General features: G+C 72.9%; 16 protein-coding genes. 13 read left to right on the top strand and 3 right to left on the bottom strand.

Features of this window, described 5'->3' with window-relative positions:
- Nucleotide 1: 1 nt before the first annotated feature.
- Nucleotides 2–808 carry a Rossmann-fold NAD(P)-binding domain-containing protein gene (locus FHU30_RS25135; RefSeq protein WP_253879053.1) on the top strand — a complete coding sequence of 269 codons (807 nt, stop codon included), beginning with the start codon at nt 2–4 and terminating at the stop codon, nt 806–808.
- Between the two features lie 63 nt (nt 809–871).
- On the opposite strand, the gene FHU30_RS25130 is transcribed toward FHU30_RS25135, so the two are convergent.
- Together FHU30_RS25130 and FHU30_RS25125 are read right to left on the bottom strand one after the other, a co-directional pair.
- Entirely contained in the window at nt 872–1,327 is a 456-nt protein-coding gene (locus FHU30_RS25130) for a DUF3515 domain-containing protein (protein WP_253879052.1), read from the bottom strand.
- Nucleotides 1,328–1,361: 34 nt separating this feature from the next.
- Nucleotides 1,362–1,595 carry an Lrp/AsnC family transcriptional regulator gene (locus FHU30_RS25125; protein WP_253879051.1) on the bottom strand — a complete coding sequence of 78 codons (234 nt, stop codon included), beginning with the start codon at nt 1,593–1,595 and terminating at the stop codon, nt 1,362–1,364.
- A 112-nt stretch (nt 1,596–1,707) separates the two neighbouring features.
- On the opposite strand from FHU30_RS25125, the gene FHU30_RS25120 reads away from it, so the two are divergent.
- From FHU30_RS25120 to thiD, 3 genes are all read left to right on the top strand, one after another.
- Nucleotides 1,708–2,667: a thiamine-phosphate kinase gene (locus FHU30_RS25120; RefSeq protein ID WP_253879050.1), complete on the top strand. Its 960-nt coding sequence runs from the start codon at nt 1,708–1,710 to the stop codon at nt 2,665–2,667.
- Between the two features lie 125 nt (nt 2,668–2,792).
- Nucleotides 2,793–3,374 (top strand): cellulose binding domain-containing protein, encoded by a 582-nt coding sequence (locus tag FHU30_RS25115; RefSeq protein ID WP_253879049.1) that lies wholly within the window; start codon nt 2,793–2,795, stop codon nt 3,372–3,374.
- Between the two features lie 49 nt (nt 3,375–3,423).
- Nucleotides 3,424–4,236 (top strand): bifunctional hydroxymethylpyrimidine kinase/phosphomethylpyrimidine kinase, encoded by an 813-nt coding sequence (gene thiD / locus FHU30_RS25110; protein ID WP_253879048.1) that lies wholly within the window; start codon nt 3,424–3,426, stop codon nt 4,234–4,236.
- 106 nt (nt 4,237–4,342) lie between these two features.
- Here thiD and rpmB read toward each other — a convergent pair whose 3' ends face one another.
- On the bottom strand, nt 4,343–4,537 hold the full coding sequence (rpmB, locus tag FHU30_RS25105) for a 50S ribosomal protein L28 (protein ID WP_067883900.1): 195 nt from the start codon (nt 4,535–4,537) through the stop codon (nt 4,343–4,345).
- A 256-nt stretch (nt 4,538–4,793) separates the two neighbouring features.
- Between rpmB and FHU30_RS25100 the strand changes: the two genes are divergently transcribed.
- From FHU30_RS25100 to coaD, 9 genes are all read left to right on the top strand, one after another.
- A complete protein-coding gene (locus FHU30_RS25100; RefSeq protein ID WP_253879642.1) occupies nt 4,794–5,069 on the top strand; it encodes a hypothetical protein in 276 nt (91 codons plus the stop codon).
- Complete coding sequence (locus FHU30_RS25095) at nt 5,024–6,406, top strand: DAK2 domain-containing protein (protein WP_253879615.1); 1,383 nt, start codon at nt 5,024–5,026, stop codon at nt 6,404–6,406. The genes FHU30_RS25100 and FHU30_RS25095 overlap by 46 nt, the downstream gene beginning before the upstream one ends.
- A gap of 72 nt (nt 6,407–6,478) precedes the next feature.
- Nucleotides 6,479–8,671 (top strand): ATP-dependent DNA helicase RecG, encoded by a 2,193-nt coding sequence (recG, locus tag FHU30_RS25090; protein ID WP_253879047.1) that lies wholly within the window; start codon nt 6,479–6,481, stop codon nt 8,669–8,671.
- A 195-nt stretch (nt 8,672–8,866) separates the two neighbouring features.
- The gene (locus FHU30_RS25085) at nt 8,867–10,300 is read left to right on the top strand and encodes an MFS transporter (protein WP_253879046.1); all 1,434 of its coding nucleotides are present in this window, start codon (nt 8,867–8,869) and stop codon (nt 10,298–10,300) included.
- A 105-nt stretch (nt 10,301–10,405) separates the two neighbouring features.
- Nucleotides 10,406–10,486 carry a putative leader peptide gene (locus tag FHU30_RS47705; protein WP_372503963.1) on the top strand — a complete coding sequence of 27 codons (81 nt, stop codon included), beginning with the start codon at nt 10,406–10,408 and terminating at the stop codon, nt 10,484–10,486.
- A gap of 60 nt (nt 10,487–10,546) precedes the next feature.
- Complete coding sequence (locus tag FHU30_RS25080; protein WP_253879045.1) at nt 10,547–11,464, top strand: HEAT repeat domain-containing protein; 918 nt, start codon at nt 10,547–10,549, stop codon at nt 11,462–11,464.
- Nucleotides 11,465–11,617: 153 nt separating this feature from the next.
- Nucleotides 11,618–12,181: a 16S rRNA (guanine(966)-N(2))-methyltransferase RsmD gene (gene rsmD, locus FHU30_RS25075; protein WP_253879044.1), complete on the top strand. Its 564-nt coding sequence runs from the start codon at nt 11,618–11,620 to the stop codon at nt 12,179–12,181.
- Between the two features lie 57 nt (nt 12,182–12,238).
- Nucleotides 12,239–13,693: a penicillin-binding transpeptidase domain-containing protein gene (locus FHU30_RS25070; protein WP_253879043.1), complete on the top strand. Its 1,455-nt coding sequence runs from the start codon at nt 12,239–12,241 to the stop codon at nt 13,691–13,693.
- A gap of 122 nt (nt 13,694–13,815) precedes the next feature.
- On the top strand, nt 13,816–14,295 hold the full coding sequence (gene coaD / locus FHU30_RS25065) for a pantetheine-phosphate adenylyltransferase (protein WP_253879042.1): 480 nt from the start codon (nt 13,816–13,818) through the stop codon (nt 14,293–14,295).
- Nucleotides 14,296–14,346 lie beyond the last annotated feature (51 nt).

Below are 14,346 nucleotides of genomic sequence, written 5' to 3'. Positions count from 1 at the left end.
CGTGACAGATGTTCTTGTGCTGGGTGCAGGCGGTAAGACGGGTCGGCGCGTCGCGGCGCGCCTTGACGAGCTGGGGATCGCCTACCGGTCCGCGTCGCGGCGCGGGACGCCGCCGTTCGACTGGAACGTTCCCGAGACCTGGGACGGCGCGCTGGACGGAGTGGGCGCGGTCTACGTCGTCCGGCCCGAGCTGCAGCCGGCCGACGTGCTGGAGGCGTTCGTCGGACGCGCCGTGAACAGGGGAGCGGGCCGTCTGGTCTTCCTGTCGGCCCGCGCCGGTGGCGAGGACATGGACCGCCCGCGCGAGCGCGTCATCCACGACTCCGGAGCCGACTGGACGATCCTGCGCCCGACCTGGTACTTCCAGAACTTCAGCGAGGGCATGTTCCGCGCCGGGCTGGACTCGGGTGAGCTGCGCCTCCCGGCGGGAACCGGACGCGAGGCGTTCGTCGACACCGAGGACATCGCCGACGTGGCCGTCGCCGCCCTGACCCAGGCCGGTCACGAGGGACGGACCTACGCGTTGTCGGGGCCTCGCGCGCTGTCGTTCGGGGAGGCCGTCGAGCTGATCGCGGCGGCGTCAGGCCGTCCGATCGTCTACCGCGACATCGAGCCTGACGAGTATGCGCGCGAGCTCGTCGCCGCCGGGGAGAGCGAGCGTTTCGCCCAGTTGCAGGCCAAGCTGATGACGTGGATCGCCGAGGACGAGGGCGCGCACCTCAGCGACGGCGTCCGGCAGGCCCTCGGCCGCGAGCCGCGCGGTTTCGAGGACTTCGTCAAGCGGACGAACTGGAACCCGGCGTCGTAAGGCAACCCACGCCGTTCACGGTACGTGCCCGGCCGGACGGCCGGGCACGGAGATTTTCCCTGGCTAGATCTGGTTTTCGGGCTTGGCCGGAATCGTGGCGCTGATCGCCTGGCCGATCTCGATCAGGGTGTCCCCGGGCGGCGCGTACTTCGGCGGGATGGTCACCTCGACGTACGCCTGGCGGGCCAGCACGGTCCAGGTGACCGGCCGGTCATGCGGGTAGCCGTGCCACTTCAGCCCGTTGATCTCCATGAGCTGCTCGTCCATCCGGTACGTGGGCGGCAGCGGCACGCCGCAGCGCAGCGCGATCGCCGGGTCGCCCCACGCCGCCGTCAGCGGCGAGTCGGGCGTGGTGTTCCGGCGCTTGAGGCCGTGCAGCCTGGTGGGCAGCCGGAGGCCCTGGCAGAGCTTCACCGTCGCGGCGTCCGGCTTCGGCACGGGGACCTGGACGGCGCCGTCGCCGCAGCCGACGAGCAGCGGCACGGCGGCCAGCAGCGAGACCCCCGCCGCCCCGCGCACGAGCGCTCTGGAAGCCGCCCCGCGCACGAGTGTCCTAGATGTGGACGATCGGGCAGGTGAGCGTCCGGGTGATCCCTTCGACCGCCTGGATTTGCGCGACGACGAGCTTGCCGAGCTCGTCGACATTGCGCGCCTCCGCTCGAACGATCACGTCGTAGGGACCCGTGACGTCCTCCGCCAGGGTCACACCGGTGATGCCGCGGATCTGGCCCGCCACGGCGGCGGCCTTGCCCACTTCGGTCTGGATGAGGATGTAGGCCTGCACCATCACGTCCTCCCCAAGCGGAGATTCAACGTCGGACGGTCACCGTATCGTGTTACGCGCCGCCGCGGGCGACCGGGGTCCGGTCTGCGGGAAATCGGGGGAGAACGGGAGAAAAGTGGAGAGCATCGGGGACCTCGGCGAGTTCGGCCTGATCCGGAAGGCGACCGGGCGCGACCTCACTCCGGACGTGCTGCTCGGCCCCGGCGACGACGCCGCCGTGGTGGCCGCGCCGGACGGGCGCGTCGTCGCCACCACCGACGTCCTGGTCGAGGGCCGCCATTTCCGGCTCGACTGGTCGTCCGCTTATGACATCGGCCGAAAGGCCGCCGCGCAGAACCTCGCGGACGTCGTCGCGATGGGTGCGCGGCCCACGGCCCTGCTCGTCGGGTTCGGCGCGCCGTCCGGCACGTCCGCGGAGTGGGCGCTGCGCCTGAACGACGGCATCGCGGACGAGGCGGCCCTGGCCGGGACGTCCATCGCGGGCGGCGACACGGTCGGCTCGCCCACCGTCACGATCGCCGTGACCGCGCTCGGCGACCTCGGCGGCGCCCCGCCGATCACCCGGTCCGGCGCGCGGCCGGGCGACCTGGTGGCCGTCCGGGGGCGGCTGGGCTGGGCCGCATCCGGCCTGTACCTGCTGGAGAACGGCCTGGACGGCCCGGACGACTTCCTCGACGCGCACCGCCGCCCGCAGCCCCCGTACGCGGCGGGCGAGGAGGCCCGGTCGCACGGCGTGACCGCGATGCTCGACGTCAGCGACGGCCTGCTCCAGGACCTCGGCCACATCGCCGACCTGTCCGGCGTCGCGATCGACATCTCGGCGTCCGCGGTTCCGCTGCCACCGTCCCTGGAGGCGACGAGCCAGGGCGAACCGGCGCCCGACGCCGTCCCGATGCCCGACCCTCTGCACCTCGCGCTCACCGGCGGGGAGGACCACGCGTTCGCCGCGACCTTCCCCGCGGGCACCGCGCTACCGGCCACCTGGACGGTCATCGGACGCGTCGGCGAGGGCTTCGGAGTGACCGTGGACGGCCGCGTCCCGGGCGTCCGCGGGTGGGACCACTTTCGGGGTTAAGCGCAGGTTAAATGGGGTCGGCGCGGGTCCGGGCGTTTACTCGTCCAGTAGGCATGCTTGGTGAGGGTTTGGTATACATCCTGTGATCGAAGAGGGATGGGATGGGACGACACACCAGACTCCGGATGCCCGAAGACGAGGCCCCGCCGCCACCGGCCGGACCGTCCGACCGGCCTCGCTGGAAGGTGGTCGTCGCGCTCGTCCCGTTCCCGCTGATGCCGCTCGTCGCGCTGATGATCGCCACCGGTGTCGTCGTGCTCGCGTACAGCACCCAGCAGATCTCGCTGAACTTCAACAAGTCGCCGCAGGCGGCCACGCCGCAGGACGGCGAGGGCCCGAGCGACGGCACGATGTCCGAGCGCTCGCCGGGCGAGCGGGCCAGCCGCGGCGCGGGCCGCACCGGCGTCACCGTCGCGTTCCGGGTCGCGTCCCGGACGTCCGGCGGGTTCCGCGGCACGGTCACGATCAGCAACCACGGCGCGACGACCCTCTCCAGGTGGGCGCTCGCGTTCCGCGTCCCGGGCGGCGACGTCCGCGCGGTCAGCGGCGCGGCCGTCGTCTCGACCGGCTCCTCCGTGCACGTCCGCAGCCGCTCGGACCAGGCGCTCCCGCCGGGCGCCTCGATCCGCATCACCTACACGTCCGTGGGCGCCGTCGCCGCCCCGGTCGACTGCGTGCTGAACCGCCAGGCCTGCGTCCGCGGCTGACCTCGCACCCGCCGCAGTGGGCCGGGAATGGGTAAATAGAGTGGGCGGCATGACGTCCCACCAGCCGGGTCAGGCCCCTCCGCTCGTCCTCACCGTCGCCGGTTCCGACTCCGGCGGCGGCGCGGGGATCCAGGCCGACCTGAAGGCCATGCTCGCCAACGGCGTGCACGGCATGAGCGTGATCGCCGCCGTGACGGCGCAGAACTCCCTCGGCGTCCAGGGCTACTGGGAGCTGCCGCCCGAGGCCGTCCGCGCGCAGCTCGACTCGGTGCTCGGCGACATCGGCGCGGACGCCGTGAAGACCGGCATGCTCGCCTCGAAGGCGCTGGTGGAGCTGGTCGCCGAGGTGCTCGCCGGGGTGTCCGCGCCGGTCGTGGTCGACCCGGTCGGCGTCTCCAAGCACGGCGACTCGCTGCTCGCCCAGGACGCCGTGGAGGCCGTCCGGACCAGGCTGCTGCCCGTCGCGACGGTCGTCACGCCGAACCTGTTCGAGGTCGAGCAGCTCACGGGCGTCAAGGTCGTGGACGAGTCCGGCATGCGCGGCGCGGCCGAGGCCGTCAAGGAGCTGGGCCCGCAGTGGGTCCTGGTGAAGGGCGGCCACCTGCCGGGCGAGCCCGCTGACCTGCTGTTCGACGGGACGTCCGAGTACCGCTTCACCGCCGAACGGCACGACAACCGCCACACCCACGGGACGGGCTGCACGCTCGCGTCCGCGATCGCCTCGAACCTCGCCAAGGGCGAATCGGTGCCCGAGGCCGTGGAGAAGGCCAAGCGCTACGTGACGGGCGCCATCGCCGCCGGCTTCCCGCTAGGGGCCGGTATCGGCCCCGTGGACCACGCCTGGAACCTTCACCACGCCTGATCGACCCCGCCCGGACGCCGCGTCGGCGCGTCCGGGCTCAGGGCTTCCGGGATAACGAGAAAACCGGCCGGAGGTCGCCCTCGGCCGGTTCTCGGGGTCTGGAAGGTCAGACGGTCGGCTTGACGACCTTGCCCGCCTTGATGCAGGAGGTGCAGGCGTTGATCCGCTTGGTGGCGCCGTTCACGACGGCGCGCACGCGCTGGATGTTGGGGTTCCAGCGGCGCGGGGTGCGGCGGTGCGAGTGGGAGACGCGCATGCCGAAACCGGGTCCCTTGCCGCAGACGTCGCAGACGGAAGCCACGGGAAACTCCAAGTTGGGTGTCGATGCTCTGGATCAGACCGCCCCGGGCTAGGTGACCGGCACCGGAGGCGCATCCTGACGAGCGCCTCGGGACGAGGCGCATGGATCAGAGTAGCCCAGGCTGCGGCGTGTAGGCGAATCGGCCTGCGGATTCCCCGGTCGCCGGTGTTCCCAAGGACATGATGGGCGCGATAGACCGGTGGTCCGGAATCGCGAGTGGCCGTGGCCGGAAACCGGCGCGGCGGGCGGGAGCGGGATGGGCGAGGTTCTCGACGGCGCGGCGGTCCGGCGCTGGTGCGGGCTGGCGGCCGAGGCGCTCGGCCGGACCCGCGCGGAGATCGACGCGCTCAACGTGTTCCCCGTCCCGGACGGCGACACGGGCACGAACCTGCACCTGACCGTCCTGGCGGCCGCCGACGCCGTCCAGGAGCTGCCCGAGGACGCCGATACCCAGGAGGTGCCGATACCCAGGAGGTATGGCGGACGCTGGCCCGCGGCGCGCTGCTCGGGGCGCGCGGCAACTCCGGGGTGATCTTGAGCCAGTTCCTGCGCGGGCTCGCCGAGATCCTCGGCGGGCGGGACGCGCCGCCGCCGGACGGCCGGGTGCTCGGTGAGGCGCTCGGTTACGCGGCGCTGCTCGCCCGGCACGCCGTCGAGCACCCGGTGGAGGGGACGATCCTGAGCGTGCTCGCCGACGCGTCCGGGCAGATCGGCGACCAGCAGACGCTCGGCGGGGCGGCGCGGGCGGCGGCGGCCGGGGCGCGGCGCGCGCTGCGGGCCACGACCGGCCAGCTGGACGTGCTGTCCCGCAGCGGTGTCGTGGACGCGGGCGGCGCGGGCCTCTGCGTCGTGCTCGACGCGCTCGCCGCCGTGATCACCGACGAGTACCCCGAGCGGTACGTCGTCCCGCCGCGCACCGCGCCCGCCCCCGGCCCGGCCGCGCCCCGGGAGGACGAGCGCCCCGGCCCCGGCTACGAGGTCATGTACCTCCTGGACGCCCCCGACGACGCCATCCACATCCTCCGCGCCGCCCTGGACGGCCTCGGCGACTCCCTCGTGGTCGTCGGCGGCGACGGACTGTGGAACGTGCACGTCCACGTGGACGACGCCGGAGCCGCGATCGAGGCGGGGCTCGCGGCCGGCCGCCCGCACCGGATCCGCGTCACCTACCTGAAGGCCGCCGACGGCCACGGCCCGCAGGCACCCTGCATCGGACGCGCCGTCGTCGCCGTCACCGCCGCCGAGGGCCTCGCCGAGCTGTTCGAGGAGAACGGCGCGCTGGTGGTGCGGCGCGCGTCCGGGACCGTCCCGCCGCTGGCCGTGCTCGCCGAGGCGATCCTCGCGGCCGGGGACGAGGTGGCCGTCCTGCCGAACGAGCCGGAGGTGCTGGACCTGGCCGAGGCCGCCGCCGAGCGCGCCCGCGAGGGCGGCGCGCGGATCGCGGTCGTGCCGACCAGGGCGTCCGTCCAGGGGCTGGCGGCGCTCGCGGTGCACGACCCGGTGCGCCGGTTCGCCGACGACGTGATCGCGATGACCCGCGCCGCGGGCGCCACCCGGTTCGGCCAGCTGGAGATCGCCGCCGAGGAGGCCGTGACCAGCGTCGGGCTGTGCCGCCCGGGCGACGTCCTCGGGCTGATCGACGGCGACGTCGCCATGATCGGCCGGGACCTGTCCCGCACCGCGCACGGGCTGCTCGACCGGATGCTCTCCGGCGGCGGCGAGCTGGTCACCCTCGTCCGCGGCAGGCACGCCCCGGACGACCTCACCGACCGCCTCGAAGCCCACCTCCGCCTGCGCCACCCGGACGTCGAGACCGTCTCCTACGAGGGCCGCCAGGAGCTCTACCCGCTGCTCGTCGGCGTGGAATGACGGGCGGGCCCTGCTGGCGACCCTGTCGGTGACCCTGCATGGAATGACGGGCGGGCGCGGTAGAAAAGACGGGTGACGAACCTCGACGAGCCGTTGCGCAAAGTCCTGGGCGACAAGACCGCCAAGGTCCTCTCCAAGGGGCTGGACCTGCACACGGCCCGCGACCTCCTGCACCACTACCCGCGCCGCTACGCGCACCGGGGCGAGCTGACCCCGCTGAACGAGCTGGCCGACGACGAGCACGTCACCGTCATGGCCGAGGTCGTCAAGGTGCAGGGCCGCACGCTGAGCCGCAGCCCCGGCTACGTGCTGGAGATCACCGTCACCGACGGCACCGGCGAGCTGAAGCTGAGCTTCTTCGGCCGGCGCGGCTCCTACGTCGCCGAACGCGACCTGTCGCCGGGCACCCGCGGCCTGTTCGCGGGCAAGATCAGCACCTACCGGCCGCGCTCGGGCCGCCCGCAGCGCCAGCTCACCCACCCGCAGTACAAGGTCGTGCACGCCCGCGACGCCGACGCCGCCGCGCGCGAGTGGGCGGACGAGATCATCCCGATCTACCCGACCACCAAGGGCCTGGACATCGACGCGATCGGCAAGTCGGTCGGGACCGTCCTGGACATGGCCGACCTCGGCGACGACCCGATGCCCGAGTCGATCCGCAAGCGGCTCGGCATGATCTCCTTGGCCGACGCCTACGAGGGCATCCACCGCCCGAAGGACTGGGAGCAGCTGGGACGCGCCCGCAAGCGGCTGAAGTGGGACGAGGCGTTCGTCCTCCAGATCGCCCTGGCCCAGCGCCGCCAGGCGGCCGCCGCGCTGCCCGCGAAACCCCGTCCGGCCACGGCCGACGGCATCCTGAGCGCCTTCGACCAGCGCCTCCCGTTCGACCTCACCGAAGGCCAGCTCCAGGTGGGCGAGGAGATCACCGCCGACCTCGCCGAATCCCACCCCATGCACCGCCTCCTCCAGGGCGACGTCGGCGCGGGAAAGACCATAGTCGCGCTGCGGGCGATGTTGCAGGTTGTGGATAACGGCGGGCAGGCGGCGCTTCTCGCGCCTACCGAAGTGCTCGCGCAGCAGCATTTCCGGTCGATCAGCAAGATGCTGGGGGAGCTGGGTCAGGCCGGGCAGATCGGCGGGGCCGAGAACGCGACGCGGGTGACGCTGGTCACCGGGTCGCAGGGAGCCAAAGCCAAGCGGGAATCGCTGCTTGAGGCGGCGTCCGGAAGCGCCGGGATCGTCGTCGGGACGCACGCTCTGCTGGAGAACCACGTGCAGTTCGCCGACCTCGGGCTCGTGGTGGTGGACGAGCAGCACCGGTTCGGCGTCGAGCAGCGGGACGCGCTGCGCGAGAAGGTGTCCGGCGGACGCCCGCACGTGCTGGTCATGACCGCGACGCCGATCCCGCGGACGGTCGCCATGACGGTGTTCGGCGATCTGGAGACGTCCGTGCTGGGCCAGCTCCCGGCCGGACGGGCGAAGATCAGCACGCATGTGGTGCCGCCGGAGAAACCGGCGTTCCTCGCCCGCACCTGGGAGCGGATCCGGGAGGAGGCGGGCACCGGGCGGCAGATCTACATCGTGTGCCCGCGGATCGGCGAGCAGGAGGGCGACGAGGGCGACGTGCCCGCGCCGGACGAGGAGGGCCGGCGCTCCCCGCTCGGGATCATGGAGCTGCTGCCGATGCTGGAGGGCGAGCTGCTGTCCGGCCTGCGGATCGGCGTCCTGCACGGCAAGCTGCACCCGGACGAGAAGGACGCGGTCATGCGCCGGTTCGCGGCGGGGGAGCTGGACGTGCTGCTCGCCACGACGGTGATCGAGGTCGGCGTGGACGTGCCGAACGCGACCGTGATGGTGATCATGGACGCGGACCGGTTCGGGGTGTCGCAGCTGCACCAGCTGCGCGGCCGGGTCGGGCGCGGCACGCTCCCGGGGCTGTGCCTGCTGGTCACCGACGCCGAGCCGGGCTCCAAGGCGCGCGAGCGCCTGGACGCGGTGGCCTCGACGACCGACGGCTTCGCGCTCTCCCGGCTGGACCTGGAGCAGCGCCGCGAGGGCGACGTGCTCGGCGCGGCCCAGGCCGGACGGGCGTCCAGCCTGCGGCTGCTGACCCTCCAGCGGGACGAGGACGTGATCCGGCTGGCCCGCGAGGAGGCGACCGCCCTGGTCGAGGACGACCCGGACCTGGAACGGCACCCCGGCCTGGCGGCCGAGCTGGCGTCCCTGCTCGACGAGGAGCGCACCGAGTACCTCGAAAAGACCTGACCGGGTACTCGAAGAGGCCCACCGCCTAGGAAAGCCCTGATCAGCGGGCTGCCAGGCCCCCGGAGCGCGATGACCGCGTCCGGGGGCCTCCGCATTTCCAGGTCCGGGTGACGCACGTCACAGAGCATACCCCCCAGGGGTGTGTTAGGTTTCTCCGCGTCAAACAGATACCCCCCATAGGTATAGGAGGCGGAGATGTCCGCGTCGAACCCGAGGCGGTGGTGGGCGCTGCTGGTGCTCGCCACGGCCCAGTTCATGGTCATCATGGACACCTCGATCATCGGAGTGGCGCTGCCCGACATGCAGCGCGACCTGGGCTTCTCGCCCGGCGGGCTGCAGTGGGTGTTCAACGCCTACGTGGTCGTGTTCGGCGGCCTGCTGCTGCTCGGCGGGCGGCTCGCCGACCTGCTCGGCGCCCGCCGGGTCTTCGCGGCGGGCTGGGCGGTGCTCATCGGCGGCTCGGTGGTCGCCGCGGCCGCGCAGGACGCCTGGGTCGAGCTGCTCGGCCGCGGCGTCCAGGGCGTCGGCGGCGCGCTGATCACCCCGGCCGCGATGGCGCTGCTCATGGCGACCTTCGGCGGCAACCCGAAGGAGCTGGGCAAGGCCATGGCGCTGTACGGCGCGGCGGCCCCCGCGGGCGGCACCGCGGGCGTGTTCCTCGGCGGCGTGCTCACCCAGTGGCTGAGCTGGCCGTGGGTGTTCGTGATCTACATCCCGATCGGGCTGGCGACGCTCGCCGCCGTCCCGGCCGTGCTGCCCGCCGTCGCCGCCCGCCGCGGCTCGGTGGACCTGCTCGGCGCGGTCTCGGTGACCGGCGGCCTCGCGCTGGCCGTGCTGGCGGTCGTCCGCGCCCCGGAGCAGGGCTGGACCGCCGCGTCGACCCTGCTGGAGCTGGGCGGCGCCGCGCTGCTGCTGGTGCTGTTCGCGATCGTGCAGAAGGCCGTCCGGGAGCCGCTCGCGCCGCCGTCGATCTGGCGGGTGCCCGGCCTCGCCGCCGCCAACCTGGCGTTCGCGCTGCTCGGCGCGGCCTGGATCCCGGCCTGGTACTTCCTGAACCTCTACCTGCAGCAGGTGCTCGGGTTCGGGGCGTTCGCCAGCGGCGCGGCGCTGCTGCCGATGACCGTCACGATCATGATCCTGATGGTCGGCGTGACCGGACGGCTGATGGCCCGGTTCGGCATGAAGCCGCTGGCCGTGACCGGACTGCTGGTGCTGGCGCTCGGCCTCGCCGGGCTGACCTTCGTCCGGGCGGACGGGAGCTTCGCCGCCGACGTGCTCGCCGCGTCGCTGGTGGCGGCCCTCGGGATGTCGCTCGCCTTCATCCCGACCATGATGTCCGCGCTCGCCGGCGCCCCGGCGGAGCAGGCCGGGCTCGCGTCCGGCATCGTCAACACCTCCTACCAGGTCGGATCGGCGCTCGGGCTGGCCGGTGCGACCGCGTTCGCCGCCTCGCACGGCGCGAACGCGCTGGGCGACGCCGTCCGCCTCACCGAGGGCTTCCGGACCGCGTTCCTGGTGGCGGCCGTGATCGCGGCGGTCGGAGGGGTGGCGGCACTGGTCCTGCTGCGCACCCCGCGCGCGGCCGCATCGCAGCAGGTGGACGCGCCGGAAGCGGAGCGCGTCGCGTGACCGACTGTACGAGGAGGGGGCGCGGCCCGACGCGTCCCCTCTTCTTCGGAGTAATTCCATACTTTTCAAGTTGACTTTAGGGAGAATCTGGGTCACCATGGTCCCGTGGACGACAGAACCTCCCTCGTAGCGCGCCGCCACGTGGATCTCCGCAGGCAGGCCAGCGCTCTGTGTAGCCGCCGCTGATCCCCGCCGGGACGCGCCCCCGCGCCCCGGACCGATCCGCCGGCACCACGGAGGCCCGCCATGACGCTCACGCCCACCGGACCGGGGCTGCTCGCCCGCGTCCTCGAACTCCACCGCATCGACCGGCCCACGCTCGCCGACCTCGACCCCTACCTGCGCGACCCCGAGCCCGAGGTGCGCGCCGCCGCCGCCTTCGCGCTCGGCCGCCTGCTGCGGGACGGCGACGGCCCGCGCGGCGCCGCCGACACCCTCGCCTGGACGCTCGCCGACCCCGACGAGCGCGTCCGCGCCGCCGCCGCCGACGTCCTGGACGACCTGCCCGAGGCCGTCCTCGGCACCGACGGCGTGGAGGCGCTGCTGCTCGCCACCGCGCCCGACCGCGACAGCCGCGTCCGCAGCACCGCCGCCCACCTGCTCGAAGCGCTCGTCCGGGCCGCGACCGAGCTGTACGCGCAGGGCCTCCAGGAGGACGAGCCGCACATCCGCGTGCAGGCCGTGCTCGGCCTGGTCGCGCTGCACGCGGCGGACGAGGTGGCCGAGGCCGCCGACGACCCGGCCCGCGAGGTCCGCGTCGCGGTCGCCGAGGGCCTGGCCCGGCTCGCCGCCGCCCCGTCCCTGCCCGCCCTCGACCACCTGCTCTCCGACCACGACCCCGTCGTCCGGATGGCCGCGATCGACGCGGTCGCCGAGCTCGGCGCGCCCGAACCCCTCGTCGGACGCGTCGTCACGGCCACCGCGCACGCGAGCTGGCAGGTCCGCCGCCGCGCGGCGATCGCGCTCGCGTTCGCCGAACCGGACGTCGCCGTGCAGCCGCTCGTGCGCGCGCTGCGCGACCGGATCGTGGACGTCCGCCGGGCCGCCGTCCAGTCGCTGGAGCAGTGGGCCCCGACGAACCCCGAGGTCCTGACCGCGCTGACCGAGGCGCTCGCGGATCCCGACCCGGGAGTCCGAACCCAGGTGCGCTGGGCGCTGTCGTAGTAAGCGCCGGTCCAGGCAGGTGCCGGTCCAGGCGCTGGTCCGGGTAAGTGCCGGTCCAGGTAGGCCGCTCGCTGATCGCGGTGCGGGCGGGGAATCTCGGGGTGGGGATTCCCTGTCCGTTCCCCGGTCCGCGAGCGGCCATACTTTGGTGCTGTGAGCAGGGTTATCGCGGGGAGTGCGGGAGGACGGCGGCTGGCGGTGCCGGCCGGGCGGGACACGCGTCCCACCAGCGACCGGGCGCGCGAGGGGTTGTTCTCGACCGTCCAGGCGCTGCTGGGCCCGCTGGACGGGTTGCGCGTCGCCGACCTGTTCGCGGGGTCCGGTGCCGTAGGGCTTGAGTCGCTGTCGCGCGGCGCCGGTCATGCGCTGCTGGTGGAGTCGCATCCGCGTGCGGTGAAGGTCGTCCGGGAGAACGTGGCGTCGCTGGGACTGCCCGGCGCGCAGGTCGTCGCGGACAAGGTCGAGCGCGTCGTGAAGCGCGTCCCGGACGAGCCGTACGACCTGGTCTTCGCCGATCCGCCGTACGCGCTCGCCGACGAGGCCGTCACCGAGCTGCTCGAATCGCTCCGCGACAACGGGTGGCTCGCGGAGGACGCGCTGATCGCCGTCGAACGTTCGGTGCGTTCGCCTGCTTTGTCGTGGCCTGACGGGTATATGCCAGAACGTGACCGTCGTTACGGCGAAGCCGTGTTCTGGTACGGGCGCGCCACCGGCTGACCGCTCCGCGTCCGGCTACGATAAGTGGCCGGACGATTTCGGGGGGTGTCCGTCCGGATGAGCTCCGACGGGACGAACAAGGCCCTGCGCTGGACCTGGGTGGTCACCCTGCTGATGGCCCTGGCCCTGATGGCGAACGTCACCTACGTCCAGGGGTTCGAGGCGCAGTCGCTGCGGGACGACCCGCAGAACACGCGCCAGTACGCGAACCGCGACTCGATCGCCCGCGGGCCGATCGTCGCCGGCGGCGAGCGGATCGCCTGGTCCGACCCCGTCTCCAAGGGCCGCTACCAGCGCCACTACAAGGACAGCGAGACGTTCTCGCCGATCACCGGCTACTTCTCGATGTTCTCCCAGACGCAGATCGAGGGCTCGGAGAACCACATCCTCGACGGCACCGACGCGCGCCTGAAGACCACCAGCCTGATGGACCGCATCCTCGGCAAGAAGGTCCCCGGCGGCACCGTCGAGACGACCGTCAACCCGCGCGCGCAACGCGCCGCCTACCAGGCGCTCGCCGGCAGCGGCGCGCGCCGGGCCGCGGCGGTCGCGCTCGACCCGAAGACGGGCGCGATCCTGGTCCTGGCGTCCTACCCGTCCTACGACGCCAACCAGGTCGCGGTGCCGAACGCCAAGCGCGCGCAGGCCGCGTTCGACCGGCTCAACAAGGACGCGATGAAGCCGCTGCTCAGCAAGGCGACCGGCGAGGTCTTCCCGCCCGGCTCGACGTTCAAGACCGTCGTCGCCTCGTCCGACCTGGCCGGGGGCGCCACCAAGGACACCCAGGTCCGCGCCGGGCGCAGCTACAAGCCGCGCGGCGCCGGGCAGCCGATCAGCAACGACGCGGGCGACATCGGCGGCGACTGCGACAACGCGTCCATCCCGCTGATCACGGCGTACGCGCAGTCCTGCAACACCACGTTCGCCTTCATGGGGGCCGAGCAGCCCGGCAACGGCGGGGTGTCCGACCAGGCCGCGCGGTTCGGCTTCTACAAGAAGGTCGAGTACGACAAGGGCCTGGCGAGCGCGGTCAGCTCGTTCCCCAAGACCGACCAGCCCTCGCTGAGCGCGCTCGGCTCGATCGGGCAGGGCAGCACGGTCGCGACGCCGCTGCAAATGTGCATGGTCGCCGCCGCCATCGCGAACGGCGGCAAGGCGATGCGGCCCTACCTGGTGGACAGGCTGCGCGGCGCGGACGGCTCGGTCGTCCAGGGCGCGACGCGCGTCTCGCTCGGCCAGGCGCTGAACTCCGACCAGGCGGGGGAGATGCGGCAGCTGATGCAGGAGGTTGTGAAGTCCGGCACAGGAAAGAGCCTCCAGGGGACGTCCGTGGGCGGCGGCAAGACCGGCACCGCCGACATCGAGGGCGTCTCCTACAACGACCGCTGGTTCATCGGCTTCGGCCCGGGAGCGGGCGCCAGGTACGCGGTCGCGGTGATGACCGAGGCGCCGGGCTACGGCATCGAGTCGGGCCCGATCGCCGCCAAGATCATCGACGCCCTCGGCGGCTGACCTGCGGGGCGGGCGGCGGCCGGGACGTCCCCGGTATGGCCGCGACCCGGTCGCGGGGGCGCTTCCGGGGGTTTGGTACGGTCGCGCCGCAGGTCGTCCCCGCCCAAGGATGGAGCCGTCTCGTGCGCCGTGTCGTCTGCCCCGGCTCGTTCGATCCCGTGACCAACGGCCATCTCGACATCATCAGCCGCGCGTCCCGCCTCTTCGACGAGGTGGTGGTCGCCGTCATGATCAACAAGACCAAGCAGGGCCTGTTCACCGTGGACGAGCGGATGGAGCTGCTCGGCGAGGTCACCAAGGAGTACGGCAACGTCCGGGTCGACTCCTGGTACGGGCTGCTCGTCGACTTCTGCCGGGTGAACGACATCCCGATGATCGTCAAGGGCCTGCGCGCGGTCAGCGACTACGAGTACGAGCTCCAGATGGCCCAGATGAACCACCGGATGGCGGGCGTGGAGACCATGTTCATGTCCACCAACCCGCTCTACTCCTACCTGTCGTCCTCCCTCATGAAGGAGGTCGTCAAGTTCGGCGGCGACGTCTCGGGGCTCGTCCCGGACGTCGTGCACGACCGGCTCGTGGGACGCCTCCGCGAGTCCTGACCGAGGGCTCCGGCCGGGCCCCGACGGGCCGGACGCCGGGTGCGAGGCGCC

Source organism: Actinomadura rupiterrae, assembly GCF_024172125.1.
Lineage (GTDB): Bacteria > Actinomycetota > Actinomycetes > Streptosporangiales > Streptosporangiaceae > Spirillospora > Spirillospora rupiterrae.
Note: the sequence above shows the minus strand (reverse complement) of the source record. Positions and strands in the feature narration are given on the sequence as shown.